Annotated in this window: 12 protein-coding genes; 5 read left to right on the top strand and 7 right to left on the bottom strand. The window is 62.8% G+C overall.

The genetic code is table 11. The features are described from left to right. Window positions 1–126: 126 nt before the first annotated feature. Complete coding sequence (locus ABIB44_RS06920; RefSeq protein WP_354583901.1) at window positions 127–477, bottom strand: eCIS core domain-containing protein; 351 nt, start codon at window positions 475–477, stop codon at window positions 127–129. Between the two features lie 334 nt (window positions 478–811). Here ABIB44_RS06920 and ABIB44_RS06915 point away from each other — a divergent pair, with 334 nt between their 5' ends. The 4 genes from ABIB44_RS06915 (at window position 812) to ABIB44_RS06900 (ending at window position 5,569) form a co-directional block, all read left to right on the top strand. Next, window positions 812–1,525, top strand: a complete 714-nt coding sequence (locus ABIB44_RS06915; RefSeq protein ID WP_354583900.1) for a C40 family peptidase — start codon at window positions 812–814, stop codon at window positions 1,523–1,525. A 215-nt stretch (window positions 1,526–1,740) separates the two neighbouring features. Continuing rightward, entirely contained in the window at window positions 1,741–3,480 is a 1,740-nt protein-coding gene (locus ABIB44_RS06910; protein WP_354583899.1) for a DUF1800 domain-containing protein, read from the top strand. An 87-nt stretch (window positions 3,481–3,567) separates the two neighbouring features. Beyond that, on the top strand, window positions 3,568–5,145 hold the full coding sequence (locus tag ABIB44_RS06905) for a DUF1501 domain-containing protein (protein ID WP_354583898.1): 1,578 nt from the start codon (window positions 3,568–3,570) through the stop codon (window positions 5,143–5,145). Window positions 5,146–5,329: 184 nt separating this feature from the next. Next, entirely contained in the window at window positions 5,330–5,569 is a 240-nt protein-coding gene (locus ABIB44_RS06900) for a hypothetical protein (RefSeq protein ID WP_354583897.1), read from the top strand. Between the two features lie 98 nt (window positions 5,570–5,667). Here the strand turns inward: ABIB44_RS06900 and ABIB44_RS06895 are convergent, their stop codons facing one another. The 5 genes from ABIB44_RS06895 to ABIB44_RS06875 form a co-directional block, all read right to left on the bottom strand. Beyond that, window positions 5,668–6,798: an energy transducer TonB gene (locus ABIB44_RS06895; protein ID WP_354583896.1), complete on the bottom strand. Its 1,131-nt coding sequence runs from the start codon at window positions 6,796–6,798 to the stop codon at window positions 5,668–5,670. 51 nt (window positions 6,799–6,849) lie between these two features. After that, window positions 6,850–7,209 (bottom strand): hypothetical protein, encoded by a 360-nt coding sequence (locus ABIB44_RS06890; RefSeq protein WP_354583895.1) that lies wholly within the window; start codon window positions 7,207–7,209, stop codon window positions 6,850–6,852. 252 nt (window positions 7,210–7,461) lie between these two features. Beyond that, window positions 7,462–8,124, bottom strand: coding sequence for a TonB family protein (locus tag ABIB44_RS06885; protein WP_354583894.1), 663 nt, complete (start codon window positions 8,122–8,124; stop codon window positions 7,462–7,464). A gap of 216 nt (window positions 8,125–8,340) precedes the next feature. Next, a complete protein-coding gene (locus ABIB44_RS06880; RefSeq protein ID WP_354583893.1) occupies window positions 8,341–10,794 on the bottom strand; it encodes a penicillin acylase family protein in 2,454 nt (817 codons plus the stop codon). A 206-nt stretch (window positions 10,795–11,000) separates the two neighbouring features. Further along, entirely contained in the window at window positions 11,001–11,855 is an 855-nt protein-coding gene (locus ABIB44_RS06875) for a septal ring lytic transglycosylase RlpA family protein (protein ID WP_354583892.1), read from the bottom strand. Window positions 11,856–12,372: 517 nt separating this feature from the next. On the opposite strand from ABIB44_RS06875, the gene ABIB44_RS06870 reads away from it, so the two are divergent. Further along, the gene (locus tag ABIB44_RS06870) at window positions 12,373–13,296 is read left to right on the top strand and encodes a DUF72 domain-containing protein (RefSeq protein WP_354583891.1); all 924 of its coding nucleotides are present in this window, start codon (window positions 12,373–12,375) and stop codon (window positions 13,294–13,296) included. Window positions 13,297–13,323: 27 nt separating this feature from the next. Here the strand turns inward: ABIB44_RS06870 and ABIB44_RS06865 are convergent, their stop codons facing one another. After that, window positions 13,324–13,896, bottom strand: a complete 573-nt coding sequence (locus ABIB44_RS06865; RefSeq protein WP_354583890.1) for an arylesterase — start codon at window positions 13,894–13,896, stop codon at window positions 13,324–13,326. Window positions 13,897–13,997 lie beyond the last annotated feature (101 nt).

The raw sequence follows: 13,997 nt of genomic DNA, 5'->3' as shown, positions 1-13,997 counted from the left end.
AAGGAGATGAAAGGAATAAAACGCGGCCCCGCTGCCGAAGCTGGGTGGGGCGCAGGGTTTTATTCGTATTCGGACCCCGTGGGGTTGCCGAATGCGCGCTTTATTTTCCGGCCTGGGCGGTCAGTATCAGGGCTGTTGCGCGTGCCGGGGCAGCGGGCGCAGCACGTGGCTAGGGTCGGCGAGTACCACGCGGCGGGCCTCCTCGCGCGCTTCGGCCTCGAACTTATTATGGTAGTAGCCCACCCGGGCCGACTCGACCAGGTACTTCCACAGAAAGGGGAGCAGGCCGTGCTCGCGGTACTGGCGCAGGTGCACGGCCTCGTGGGCCACCCACTCGGCATCGGCCAGAAATTCTTCGCGGGTGGTGCCGCTCAGGTGCACCGTCTGGCCTACCACCATGGCCACGCGCGGGGCCTTGAGAACCAGCCGAGCAATGCGGGCAAGCGGGGAGTTAACGTGGGTGCGAAGATTTTGCATGCGAGTAAGATACGAAGGATTGCGCGCCGCGCATCTACGGCGTTACTGAAGGGATGGTTGGGGGTGATAAAGGTGATTTTCCTGTAATAAGTTATATATAACGAAGAATTTTTGAATTTTATGAAGCAAAAAGGGTGGCGGTCTGGATTATTAGCCCTAGTTTTACCCAGTGACTCGCACCGACGTCAATATGATTTCAGCGGGTTGCAATTGTTTTCCACTTCTTTACTCGGCTGAATTCAGCCTTGCCTATCGCCTAAGAAAGCTACTAGCCGGCTCTTCCACTTCACCAATCGGAACCCGGATTTTGCCCCCTATCCTCTAACGACGGACAATGAAAAACAGCCTCCTGTATTGCCTCGCCGCTGGTTCGCTAGCTCTCTCCTTCTTCTTTGAACGTCCGGCCGATGCTTCGGCTGCGTCCCGTGCCTCGGTGGCACCGGTCGCGGCCGAAGCATCGCTGCTTCCGGACCTGATGACGGAGCTGCCTGCTAACGACCCCGCGCTACCTGGCACCACGCCCGCTGCGGAAAAGCCCGCCCCCACGCCCGTTGAGCTGGCCGCCTCGCGCGACTCGCTCGCCTACCACTACTACGCCCAGACCCTGGGCCTGCACCTGTCCTTCGACGAGAACAAGGACCTGCTACGCACCGTAACCGACTGGATTGGCACCCCCTACAGCTACGGCAGCAGCTCGCACCGCGGCACCGATTGCTCGGGCTTCGTGAGCCGGGTGTTCCATGAGGTGTACGGCATCACGCTGCAACGCTCGTCGCGCTCCATGTTCGGCACCACGCAGCGCGTGGCCAAAGCCGAGATGCAGACCGGTGACCTCGTGTTTTTCCGCCGGGGCCACGGTCCCATCTACCACGTCGGCATCTACCTCAAGAACGGCAAGTTTGCCCACTCGGCCTGCAACGGCGGCGTAATGGTGAGCTCGCTGAACCAGCCGTATTACCAGCACAACTTCTACGCCGCTGGCCGGGTACCCGCCGTGGCCGCCGCCGCCGCCCGCGCCGCCGAGGCCCTGATGGCCCGCGCCGAGTAGCGACCGCATCTTTTTTGATTACGACAACGCCCAACCCTAACAGGTTGGGCGTTTTTTGTGTCGCTAATGCATTGGCCTCGTGCGGGCTTCATCGAAATAAAGACCTGCTTGTATTAAACTTGTAGGCAGGCAAGTCGTCTGACCTAAAAAATGGCGGTGAGGCCGGCAGCGGGCCGATTGCGCGGCACTCAGGATTTATTTAATGGCGTGTTTTTATGAACCGTAGACATTTCCTCGAACGAAATTCGGCTGTATTGGAGAAGCCGGTGTGGGCCGTAGCCGGCGCGGCCGCGCCAGTTGGCGCACCGCAGCAGCAGGACCCACCCGAAACCATCAGCCGCTACGCCAATAAGGTGCTGCCCAAGGGCCTGGCCCGCACTAGCAGCACGCTGGCACCCTACACCGGCACCTGGGGCTACGCGCAGGCGGCGCACCTGCTGCGCCGCAGCTTGTTCGGGCCCACCCGCACGGAGATTATGGCGGCCGCCGGTTCCAACCTCACGGCCGTACTCAATATGCTGCTGGTGCCGACTGCTGCACCAGCTCCGCCCGTGAGCGTGTCGGCCACCGACACGAGCGTGGCCGTTGGTCAGACTTGGACAAGCCAGGCATTCGACCAGAATTTTGAGGGCGTGCGGCGGGCCTCGTTGCGCGATTGGTGGCTGGGCCTACTGCTGAACCAGAACACGTCGCTGACGGAAAAAATGACGCTGTTCTGGCACAACCACTTCGTGGTGGAAATCAGCACCATCAACGATGCCCGCTTGGGCTATGAATATGTGCGCCTGCTGCGCCAGCATGCCCTGGGCAACGTGAAGCAGCTGGCCAAGGACGTGACCGTGACGCCCGCCATGCTGCGCTATCTCAATGGTAACCAGAGCACCGCCGGCGCGCCCAACGAAAACTATGGCCGCGAGCTGCTCGAGCTGTTCACGGTGGGCAAGGGGCCGCTCATCGGGCCGGGCAACTACACCAACTATACCGAAGCCGACGTGCAGGCCGCCGCCAAAGTCCTGACGGGCTGGCGCGACCAGGGTACCGTGCCGGTGGGCAGCTACTACACCGCGAGCCGCCACGATACCACGACAAAAGTGTTTTCAGCGGCTTTTGGGAATGCCCGCATTGCGCCCAATGGGGCTACCGAATACCAGGATTTGGTGAACCTGATTTTTCAGCAGGCCGAAACGGCGCGCTTCTTGGTGCGCAAGCTCTACCGCTGGTTCGTGTACTATCTGATTGACGCGCAGGTGGAAACGGATATTATTCAGCCGCTGTCCACCCTGCTGATTCAGAATAACTTCGATATCGTGCCGGTGCTGCGGGCGCTGCTGGGCTCGCAGCATTTTTTCGACGTGCTGAATATGGGCTGCCTCATCAAAAGCCCGCTCGATTTCACGGTGGGCCTGCTGCGGCAAATGGAAGTGGTGTTCCCCACGGCCGCCAGCAACCTGGTGGTGCAATATGGCATGTGGGACTACACCAATGGCCTGAGCTACGTGCAGCAGCAGACCCTGGGCGACCCGCCCAACGTGGCCGGCTGGGCCGCCTACTACCAGACGCCGCAGTTCCACGAGCTCTGGATAAACGCCGTGACGCTGCCCCGCCGCAACCAGGTCACGGACCTGTTTATCAGTACCGGCTACGCTCGCGGCGGCGTGAAAATCGTAATTGACCCGGTGGCCCTGGTCCAGTCATTGCCGGCCGTCACGGCCTCGGACTGCAACCTGCTCATCGATGAGTTTGTGCGGCTGATGGTACCCATTGGGCTTACGGCCAATCAGTTGGATTTCCTGAAAACTGCCTTGCTGCCCGGCCTGCCCGACTTCGAGTGGACCGTGGAGTGGCAAGCTTACCTGGCCGCGCCTACCAGCACCGCCAAGAAAGCAGCCGTGACGACCAAGCTGCAAGCCATGCTGCGCGCGCTAATGGGGCTGGCCGAATACCATCTTTCCTAAGCTGTTGGCTGGCAGCTACCAGCTGGTAGCTCGCGCAAACATCTATTCGTCAATTGCAAATGCTGGCTACTAGCTAACGGCTTAATTATGAAACGTCGCGAATTTATTCAGACCACGGCTGCGGCTTCCGTTGGCACTGCTTTTTTGAGTGGGCTGCCAGTTGGCGCTTATGGATATTCGGCCCAGCTGGCGGCCCTCACCAACGCCGCCACGCCTTCGGATAAGGTGTTGGTCATCATTCAGCTGCAGGGCGGTAATGACGGGTTGAACATGATTGTTCCGCTCGACCAGTATCCGGCCCTGATGGCGGCCCGCGCCAACATTGCCCTGCCTCAGAACCAGGTGCTGGGCCTGACGACGGCTACCGGTATCCATCCGGCCATGAGCTCGCTGCATAACATGTACCAGAACGGCAAGCTGGGCGTGGTGCAGAGCGTGGGCTACCCCAATCCCAACTTCTCGCACTTCCGGGCCACGGATATCTGGACGTCGGGCTCCGATTCGAATGTGACGTTGACTACGGGTTGGGCCGGGCGCTACCTCAACGGCGAGTATGCGGGGTTTCCCACCGGCTTCCCCAGCACCCAGAACCCCGACCCGCTGGCCATCAGCATCGGCTCGGTGGTGAGCAACTGCGTGCAGGGCCCGACGGTGAACATGGGCATGGCCATTGCCAGCACATCCTCTTTCTATCAGCTGCTCAGCGGCGGTGTCGATGCCGCGCCCAATACGCCGGCCGGGCACGAGCTCACCTTCATTCGCCAGGTGGTGAGCCAGACCCAGGTGTACACCACGGCCATTCAGGCGGCGGCCGCGCGGGCCCAGAACCTCTCGCCCCTGTACCCCGCCGCCGGCCAGAACGCGCTGGCCGACCAGCTCAAAATTGTGGCCCAGCTGGTGGCCGGTGGCTTGCAAACGCGCATTTACGTGTGCCAGCTCGGCGGCTTCGATACGCACACGCTGCAGGTGCCCGCCACGGGCAGCACCACCACTGGCACCCACGCCACCCTGCTGGGCAAAATTGCCGAAGCCGTAAGCGCTTTCCAGGACGACCTGCAGCGCCACAGCATTCAGGACCGGGTGGTGGGCATGACGTTCTCGGAGTTTGGGCGGCGTATTCGGGCCAATTCGGGCTACGGTACCGACCACGGCGCGGCGGCCCCGCTGCTGGTGTTCGGCTCGAAGGTGAACCCCATCGTGCACGGGCCCAACCCCACGCTGCCCGCCAGCGCCGGCGTGAACGACAATATTCCGATGCAGTTCGACTTCCGCAGCATCTACGCCAGCATTCTCAAAGACTGGTTCCAGGTAACGCCGGCCACGCTCACGCAGCTATTCGGCCAGAGCCTGCCCTACGTGCCGGTGCTGCGCCCGGGCACCGTTACGGCCACTACCAGCGCCGCCGAAGCCGCCGAATTCACCGTGTATCCCAATCCGGCTTCGCGCGAAGGCCGCACCACCGTGGCCTACGACTGCGCTGGCGGCCACGTGCAGGTGGTGTTGCTCGATACGCTGGGCCGCGAAGTGCGCCGCGCAGTAGACCGTATGCTGCCCGCCGGGGCGCAGCACTTGCCCATCGACCTGAGTGGCCTGGCCGCCGGGGCCTACTACTGCCAGGTGCGTGAGGCCCAGCGCACCGGCTCGCGGATTGTGGTGATTCAATAAGGGGTAATTGATTAGCAGCCAGCCGCTGCGCCGGCCACTTCCAACAGAATGGGCCGGCGCAGCGGCTGGATTTTTTTGCCCGAAATCAAAAAAGAGGCAGCCCGGCCGCAGGCTTTTCCGTACAGGCTTTGCGGGGCTACAGCCCGGCATTCTTTCACAACTCCTCCTCAAGCCCTCCCAGATTATGGAAGCTCAACTCGAACAAATCGAAAAAATTCTGCCCGAAGACCTGGCCCGCACTTTCGAAAGCGCCTACCACGTATTCCAAGGCAAAACCGAACACGTAGATGACCTGCTGAAACACGGTGGCGTGTTGCTGCGCAAGGCCTCCAACAAGTTCACGCCCACCCAAATGGTGATTGGGATTGCTGCCCTGGCCGCGGTGGCCGTGGTGCTAATCAGCCGCGCCAGCGACGATAACTAGGTTTCGGCCGAATCGACGCGGCTAACCGCGTCAGTCCAAAAAAAGCAGCTTACCCGATTTCGGGTAAGCTGCTTTTTTGTGGTGGGCTCGCTTGAGCTTCAACGGATATTGATGCTGACCGGCACCTTTAGCCGTACCGCCACCGCCTGTCCGCGCTGGCGGCCGGGCTCGAAGCGCGGCAGCCGCAGCACGGCGTCGAGGATGGCTTCGTCGGTGGCCGCGCCGAGGCTGCTGAGCAGGACCGGGCGCGTCACGCGGCCATCGGGTTCCACCACGAAACGCACTTGCGCCTTGCCGCTAACAACGTGCTCGGGATAGTGAATTAATTCCTGAATGGCCGTTTGAATGGATGCCTCGCTGCCATTGCCGGCCAAGGTGGGCATTTGCGCTGCCTGGTCGTACACCTGGGTTTCGGGCACGGGCGGGGCCAGGCCGGCCGGGGGCGAGCCTGGTCGGAACCACACGTGCAGTACTTGGTATTGAGCCACGGGCTGGTCGTCGTAGCCCAGAGCGGGCTGCCAGCGCGGGGAGTTGCGTACGAGGCGTAGCGCTTCGTCGTCGCAGCCGGGGCAGAGGGAGTTGACAATTTCGGTTGCTCCCGTGCGGCCGTCGGGCTTTACCACAGAACGCACCGACACGCGGCCCTGCAAATCGCGCTGCTGCACTTCGGCCGGCACGGTCTTTTGCAGCAGCCAGGCTTCCAGTGCCGTATCGCCGCCCGGGAAGCGCGCCGGCTGCGCCACCTCGCTGGCCGCAAACACGTGGCGCGGCGACAAAAACATGACCGGAATGGTAAGCAGCACCGCCACTGGCTGGCCCTGGTAGCGGCCGGGCAGCAGGCGCGGCATACGCTGCACGGCGGCCAGGGCGGCGGCATCGCAGGCGGGACTGAGCGACTGCGCCACGGCTGCCTTGCGCCCCACGCCGCTCACGCCCACCACCACGCGCACGAATACCCGGCCTTCCACGCGGCCCTCGCGTACGTCGGCGGGCAGCTGCAGCTGCTTCTGAATAGCTTTTATCAGGGCTACGTTGTCGCCGCCCTCGGGTAGGGCCGGCAGTTGGTCGACGTAGCTGAAAACCTGGCTGGTATCGGGGGCATACTGGCCGTAGCGCTGGGCGACGGCGGGGCGGCCAGCAGCCAGTAGCAGGCCGAACAATAAGTTGGGCAGCCACCATCGTCGCGGTAGGCGACGACGCGGCCGGAGCGGAATAGGGCGGATGTCCATGCCGCGAATTTACGGCCGGGGCTGAGCTGGTACTATCCGTGAGCCGCGGCCCTACGGGACGGGCGGGTTGATGGTGCCATCGCCGCCGCGCGCGGCGGTGCTGCCTTCTTCGGTGCCGGGGCGCGTGCTGGCTATGCGCAGCTTGCTTTGGTCTTCGTCGCTTTCCAGCTCCAGGTCGTCCTCATCTTCCTCCTGGTTTTCCGTCTGCTCGCCCGGCCCCACCAATAGCAGCGGGGCATGGAACGAAGCCGCTGCCGTTGTTGCCCAGCCCGGGGGCCGGAAACGGGGCCCGGCTGCTGCCGGGCAGGCATAAACTATCAGCGGTGAGCGGCTGATTGGTTCTGCGCCGTAAGCAGGCCAACTGACTAAGCAGCTGATGCCGGGCGCTGGCAAAACGGGGAATGGCTTCATCTTCTTGGTGAAATAAGAATGAACAATCTTCCACGAGGAGCCGTCGGGCAGAGGGGGCTGCTTGATGTTGTGAATATATGAAAATATTTACAAATAGTTTTAATAATGTTCGAAAATTGTTTGAGCAACATAAAATCGGGCGGGCAAAGCTGTCTGTCGGTTGCCAACCCAATACTGTGTTGTCTTACTCCTGCTTTTTCAGGGCCGCCACTTTTCCCGGCACGCAGCGGTGAGTGGGAAAAAGCAGGCGTTTCAGCGGATGCGCACGGACCGCCCGAATTCGACTGGTACCGTGAAGCTTACCGATACTGGACGGCCCAGCAGCTTGCCGCCAACGAAGCGCGGCAGGTGCTGCACGGCCGACAAGGCGGCGGTATTATAGTCGGTATTCACGCCTTTCACCACCTTAATGTCGCGTACCACGCCGCTCGGCCCCACGATAAATGAAACGAAAACCTTATCGACCTGCCGGCTGGCCAGGGCCGCTGCTGGCTGCACCACCGCCCGCTGCACGGCCCTGGTGATGGCCGCTAAGCCGCCGCCGCCCGGCAACTCGGGCATTTGCTGTACCAGCGTGTAAATCTGTTGGGTAGTGTCGGCCGCTAGTTCGGCAGTAGGGGCCGTTATCTGAAAGGTCACGGGCACGGTGAAGCGCACGGGTACCGGTTGGCCGGCTTGCCGGCCCGGAATGAACTGTGGCAGCTGTTGCACGGCATTCAGCACCGATTCATCGCAGCCCCCACCAATGCCTTTTACTACCTGCGCATCGCCAACTATGCCACTGGCGCTCACGGTAAAGCTCACGAATACCCGTCCGGTTATTCGTCGCTTCAACGCTTCCAGCGGATAGGTTACGCGGCTTTGAATAGCACTGACAATGGCTGAAGAGCCGCCGCCGCCGGGCAGCTGGGGCATTTGCTCGACGTAGGTATACACCTTTCCCTTAATACGAAGCGTGTCGTTGGCCGGAGTCGGCAACGGCGCCGTTTGGGCTAGTCCGGGCAGGGTGAAGACGAGACTTATGAGCCAGGCAAAGGCGTGAAGCAGCGGGCGAACTGCAAAAGGCAGAGGAGGTTTCTGAAAGACATGGAGAGGAAACCGAAAAGAGACGAGCGACTAAGGGCGCGCAAACTACTGCGCGCGCAGCGTCCAGGAGGCGCTCACCCGTGGGTTGGCTTCGTTCGCTGAGCGCAGAAATACCAGTTCGTCCAGCTGGCCCACGCGCCAGGTTTCGACCAGGTTGTTGTAGAACGGTGAGCCGGGGTTGCCGCTCTGGCCGCCGGGGTACACGCCGTAGGCCCGCACCCGCGGGCCCAGGGCCACCACCATGCGCCAGCTGGGGCCATTGCGCTCGGTGGTGGCATTCACGATGGCGCTGCCGCCGCCGCAGTCCAGGTCCATCTCGCCGAATCCGGGCAGCTGGAGCAGGTGCAGCACGTCGGTACTTTTCTGGGCGGCCCAGCGCCACTTGGACGAGAGCGGGCCGAACTTGCGGGTGAGCGAGTCGGTGGCGAAGCGCAGGCTTTGCCGGGCCAGCTCGGACAGGGTTTCGTGGGCGGGGGTGCGGCGGTCGTCAATCCAGGGCGAACTAGGTTCGTTTAGAATCAGCGTGTTGGTGCGGTCGCGGCTGGGGTAGCGCAGCGCCGGGCCGTTGGGCACGAGCGGAAAGTCATCGTCCCAGAGCCGCGTCACCAAGTTGGCGTACCAAAGGTTGAAAATGGTGGGGCCCATCGCATCGGCGGTGTACTGGTAGGGCCAGCGTCGCAGTTCGGCCAGCACGCTGCCCTCGGGCGAAGTGGCGGCGGGCGGCGTGGCTCCCAGGGCCGGGTCGCTCACCAGAGCCAGCATTCGGGGCAGCATCAGCTGAGCATTCAGGTCGAGCACGTCGTTTTGCAAGCGGCGCAGGCTGTCGGGCGTCACCCGCGTCATGGCGGCCAGGCGCTGGTTGATGCGGTGGCCGCGCTCGTAGCTGGCGTAGTTCCAGTTGAGGTAATAGGGGTAGTCGGGGCCGGCCGAAAACTGGTTGGCCGAACTCACGAAGCCCCGGGCCGGGTTTTTCACGTGCGGGTTCTGGGCCTGCGGAATCCAGCCCTGCCAGTCGTAGGCCGGGTCGGTGCCGTCGAGAATGAACTTGCCCTGGTCGCGCCATTTCAGCGGAAAGCGGCCATTGGGCCAGATGGCAATGTCCTTTTCATTGTCGGCAAAAATAAAGTTCTGGGCCGGCGAGCCGTAGGTAGCCAGCGCGGCGGTGTAGTCGGCATAGGTGCGGGCGTGGTTCAGGCGCACGAAGGTGCCGACTTCGTTGGCCCCGTCGTGGGCCGTCCAGCGCATGGCGTGGCCGATGGGAGTTTGCGGGAGGAAAGGTTTTTCATCCTTGTCGTATACCACCGGGCCGTGGTGGGTGTAGAGCACGGTATCGAGCCGGTCGGGCTGCCCGCGCACCCGGATGCGCTCCACCACGCGGCGCACGGGCTTCCAATGGCCATCGTGCCAGTATTCGCGCTTCGCGCTATCCCTGAACTTTAGCTGGTAGAAGTCGAGTACGTCGGCGGCCACGTTGGTTACGCCCCAGGCCACGTTCTCATTGAAGCCGATGATGACGGCCGGCGCGCCCGGAATGGTCACGCCGTACACGTTCAGGCCCGGCGCGCTCAACTGAATCTGGTACCAGATGCTGGGCAGGTTAAGCTGCAGGTGCGGGTCGTTGGCCAGCAGCGGGTAGCCCGAGGCCGACTTCAGGCCGCTGACCGCGAAGTTGTTGGAGCCCAGGTCGGCATCGGGCTCGGTGCGCAGCTGCTGCGTAGCGTAAGCGGCCTCAAACGATTTGGGCATAGCCGGCGCGGTCAGAGGCTTGAAATCGAGCGGCGTGCCCACCGGTACAATCGGGTCTTCGCGGGTCGGGTAGTCCGGGAACAGGTCCTTCACCACCGCCGGGCCGTACTGCCGCATAATGTTGCTCATGCGCAAATCATCGGTGCGCCCGCTCAAATCCCAAGCCATGTACTTAAGCAGCAAGGCGCATTTCAGGGGTAGCCAAGGCTCGGGCCGGTAGTCGAGCAGCTTGTACTCGAAGGGCAGCGTGGCGGGCGTGAGCTGGTTGATATAGGCGTTGACCCCGGCGGAGTACGACTCCAGGACGGTACGCGTTGCAGGGTCGGCCATCATTACTTTCAGCGAGTTGGCCGCGCCGAAGGGCAGGCCCATGCGCCGGAAAAACCGGTCGGTTTCGAGCCGGGCCGGGCCCACAATCTCGCTCAGGCGGCCGGCGGCCACGTGGGTCTGAAACTCCATCTGCCAAAGGCGGTCGCGGGCCGTGAGGTAGCCTTGGGCGAAGTACAGGTCGGCGTCGTTCTGGGCGAATACGTGGGGTACGCGGTGGTCGTCGTAGCGCACCGTTACGGGCTGGCGCAGGCCGGGCAGGGCCAGCGTCTGGCGGTCGGGGAAGTCGCCGGGCCGCTCGCCGTTTTGCCAAAAGCCCCGGTAAGGGCTCAGCAGCTTGCCAAAGGGCGGCAGGTCGCCGTGCTTGGTATTGAGCATCCACACGAGCGTGACGCACGCGGCCAGAGCCAGCAGGGCTTTCAGCATAAGTAGTAGTGAGTATTCAGTAGTGAGACTTTAGCTGGAGCCAATGAAAATGCCGCGCCCGCCCGGAGTAGCAAGTAACGACAATAGCGTCGATTGCTTCTCCGGGCGGGCACGGCGGATTTCAGTCGGCAACTGTTGCCAAAACAGGAAGCAGCCAACCAAAAGAATCTAACTACTCAATACGAAATACACACTACTAAAAAAACTTACCGCAGCGCCACTTCGCGCACCAGCCCGCCGATGCCCCACAGCAGCAGCTGCTGGCGCACGGCTTCGGCCTCGGGGCGCTCGCCGAAGTTGCCCACGAGCACGCGGCTGCGCTGGCGGCCATCGACCAAATCCTGGGTGATGGTGACGGCGACCCCGGGCAGGTGCGCTTTGATGCGGGCCTGCACGGCCTCGGCATTGATGGCCTCGACGAACGAGCCGGCCTGAATGAGGAAACCAGCCGGGCAATCTACCGATTCGGCGATGTCGACTACTTCGGCGGTCGTGACGGGCGCGGCGGCTACGAGCGCTGCTTCGGGGCGGGCGGTACCTACTTTGTATGTCGTGTAGGCGGCGTCGGGGTTGGGGTCGGCGTCGTAGAGGGCGGCCAGGTTGGCGGGCGTAGTGGCCGGGCCGAGCGGGGTTTCGCTGGCTACTACTTCGGCTACCACGGTGGCGGCCCCGCAATCGACGATGCCCAGCGGGTGGGCGGCGGCTTCCGACAAATCAAGAATGCGCTGGTGGCGGAACGGGCCCCGGTCGGAAACCCGCACGATGACTGATTTGCCGTTCTTCACGTTGGTTACCCGCAGGCGAGTGCCAAAGGGCAGGGTTTTGTGGGCGCAGGTGTAAGCGTGGCGATTGTAGCGCTCGCCGCTGCTCGTGCGCTTGCCCTGGAAGTAGCTGCCGTACCAGGAAGCGCGGCCGCGCAGCACGGTGGTGGTGCTGCTGGCGGTGGGGTCCGAGTGGTTGGTACGCGGCACGCGGGCGAGGGCCGGCGTGCCCACAAAACCCAGCAGCAAAAAAAGGCAGCTGGTAAGGGCAGTTACTACAGAGCGTCGAACTAAAATCATGCGAATTTGCAGATGGTGAGCAGGACAAACATAGGCCCACCCACCAAGCAATGCTAAAAAGCAGCCGCACGCTGCTAACGGAATCGGGCATATAATTATCTTTTTCCCATAAAACTTGTATTTAATTAATCTAAGATGCGCCTGCAAAACGGGCCGTGAGGCAACCCAAACTATATTTTGCCCAACCAGCTCCCAACCCTTGCGTCGGTGCTGAAATTAGATTATGCGACGGGTGTAAAATTTGGGCTTCGGCCCTACGACTACCTTTGAAACCGGGTTGCACAGGTCCGGGTTTTTTCGTAAGCGGCTGGCTGGCACCTTGTTTATTTCGGCCCTCGAATTCCGGGCCAGGCGTGCTGGGTTGGTGGCGCGGCCGGGGCGGGCTTTGCTCGGGGCTTCCCGCACCGCGCGCTAGCCCCCTGAACTCCCTTTTCTCCCGCGAGCAATTCCTCGTGAAAGCGGAGTGGTGGCGGCGCGGACTCCGAAATCGCTCCAACATCGAGCTTACCTTTGCCCCATGGATTTTGGCCGTTTGCCCGACCTGCGCTTCGTTGATTTTGGCCTGCCGCCCGACCATCCCGAAACGGCCCGCGTGCTGGCCCGGGCCCGGCCTACGCAGCCCGCGCCGGCCCGCCTGCACGTGGGCTGCCCCATCTGGACGAATAAGGAGTGGCTGGGCTCTTACTTTCCGCTTGGTATTAAGGAACCGGAATACCTGCGCTACTACGCGCAGCAGTTCAACAGCATCGAGCTGAATACCACCCACTACCGCATTCCCGACGCCACCACAGTGCGGCGCTGGCGCGAGGCCGTGGGGCCGGAATCGGGCTTTAAGTTCTGCCCCAAGCTGCCGCGCAGCATCAGCCACGAGCGGGAGCTGTTTCAGGCCGATGACCTGGTGGTGACCACGGCGCGGGCGTTCGAAGGGCTGGGCGACAACTTGGGCTGGGCCTTTTTGCAGCTGCCGCCGCACTTCGGCCCCGAGCACCTGCCGCGCCTGGAGCGCTTCCTGCTCGACTTTCCCGAAACCGTGCCCTTGGCCGTGGAACTGCGCCACCCGCGCTGGTTTGCCGATGCCGGGCTGGCCGATGCCGTGTTCGCCACCCTCGAAGCCCTGAACAAAACGCTGGTGATAACCGACGTAGCCGGCCGGCGCGACGTGCTGCCCCTGCGCCTGACGACGCCCACGGCCTTCATCCGCTTCAATGGCCACGGCCTGCACAGCACCGACTACCAGCGGGCCGATGCCTGGGCCGAGCGCATCGCGGCCTGGGTGGCCCAGGGCGTGCACGAGGTCTACTTCTTCATTCACCAGAAAGATGTGCGCCACGCGCCCATTTTCACGCAATACTTGCTCGAGAAGCTGAAGGGACTCACGGGCATTGCCGTAGCGCCGCCGCGCATTATTCCGCAGCCGGTCCAGGGTAATTTGTTCGGATAGGCCGTAGCGCGCCGCCAAGGCCGCGTACTACAGCAGCGGCTCCAGCACCTGCCACACGTTGTTGGCCAGAATCTGCTGGCCGGCGGCATTGGGGTGCACGCCATCGGGCAGGTTCAGCTCGCGGCGGCCCAGTACGCCCTGCAACAAAAAGGGAATGAAAGGCAGCGCGTTTTTATCGGCCAGGGTGCGGAACAGGGCTTTGAATTCGGTGGCGTAGTGGGCGAGCCGGTGGCCGCCGAGCGGGCCGAGGTCGAAGGGGAATTCCAGGCCGGCCAGTACGAGCTGCGCGGCGGGGTGCTGGCGCTGCACCGCATCGATGATGAACTGCAGGTTTTGGGTGGTTTCGCGCACCGGAATGCCGCGAATGCCGTCGTTGGCCCCGAGGGCCAGCACAAATACGTCGACTGGGTGGCGGGCCAGCACGGTAGCCAAGCGCTGGCGACCGCCGGCGCTGGTTTCGCCGCTCACTCCGTAGTTGTAGGCTTTATAAGGAAGCGGCTGCCCATCGAGGCGCTGCTGCAAAAGGCTGGGGAAACTGTGGGCAGCCGGCAGGCCGTGGCCGGCGGTGAGGCTGTCGCCGAAGAAGATAATGTTTTTCATGAAGTGCTGTTTCAACAGCACGGCGGCCGTTTTCGTGCCTGGTCGGCTGGTGCAAAAAAGAACGTCAGGCGATGCGTAGCGCTGCCTGACGTTCTTTTCGT

Source organism: Hymenobacter sp. UYCo722 (assembly GCF_040547115.1).
Classification (GTDB): domain Bacteria; phylum Bacteroidota; class Bacteroidia; order Cytophagales; family Hymenobacteraceae; genus Hymenobacter.
Note: the sequence above shows the minus strand (reverse complement) of the source record. Positions and strands in the feature narration are given on the sequence as shown.

What these genes read in the sequence shown, in the direction of transcription:
- ABIB44_RS06920 (WP_354583901.1), bottom strand. Translation starts at nt 477, where the DNA reads ATGCAAAATCTTCGCACCCACGTTAACTCCCCGCTTGCCCGCATTGCT.
- ABIB44_RS06915 (WP_354583900.1), top strand. Translation starts at nt 812, where the DNA reads ATGAAAAACAGCCTCCTGTATTGCCTCGCCGCTGGTTCGCTAGCTCTC.
- ABIB44_RS06910 (WP_354583899.1), top strand. Translation starts at nt 1,741, where the DNA reads ATGAACCGTAGACATTTCCTCGAACGAAATTCGGCTGTATTGGAGAAG.
- ABIB44_RS06905 (WP_354583898.1), top strand. Translation starts at nt 3,568, where the DNA reads ATGAAACGTCGCGAATTTATTCAGACCACGGCTGCGGCTTCCGTTGGC.
- ABIB44_RS06900 (WP_354583897.1), top strand. Translation starts at nt 5,330, where the DNA reads ATGGAAGCTCAACTCGAACAAATCGAAAAAATTCTGCCCGAAGACCTG.
- ABIB44_RS06895 (WP_354583896.1), bottom strand. Translation starts at nt 6,798, where the DNA reads ATGGACATCCGCCCTATTCCGCTCCGGCCGCGTCGTCGCCTACCGCGA.
- ABIB44_RS06890 (WP_354583895.1), bottom strand. Translation starts at nt 7,209, where the DNA reads ATGAAGCCATTCCCCGTTTTGCCAGCGCCCGGCATCAGCTGCTTAGTC.
- ABIB44_RS06885 (WP_354583894.1), bottom strand. Translation starts at nt 8,124, where the DNA reads ATGCCCCAGCTGCCCGGCGGCGGCGGCTCTTCAGCCATTGTCAGTGCT.
- ABIB44_RS06880 (WP_354583893.1), bottom strand. Translation starts at nt 10,794, where the DNA reads ATGCTGAAAGCCCTGCTGGCTCTGGCCGCGTGCGTCACGCTCGTGTGG.
- ABIB44_RS06875 (WP_354583892.1), bottom strand. Translation starts at nt 11,855, where the DNA reads ATGATTTTAGTTCGACGCTCTGTAGTAACTGCCCTTACCAGCTGCCTT.
- ABIB44_RS06870 (WP_354583891.1), top strand. Translation starts at nt 12,373, where the DNA reads ATGGATTTTGGCCGTTTGCCCGACCTGCGCTTCGTTGATTTTGGCCTG.
- ABIB44_RS06865 (WP_354583890.1), bottom strand. Translation starts at nt 13,896, where the DNA reads ATGAAAAACATTATCTTCTTCGGCGACAGCCTCACCGCCGGCCACGGC.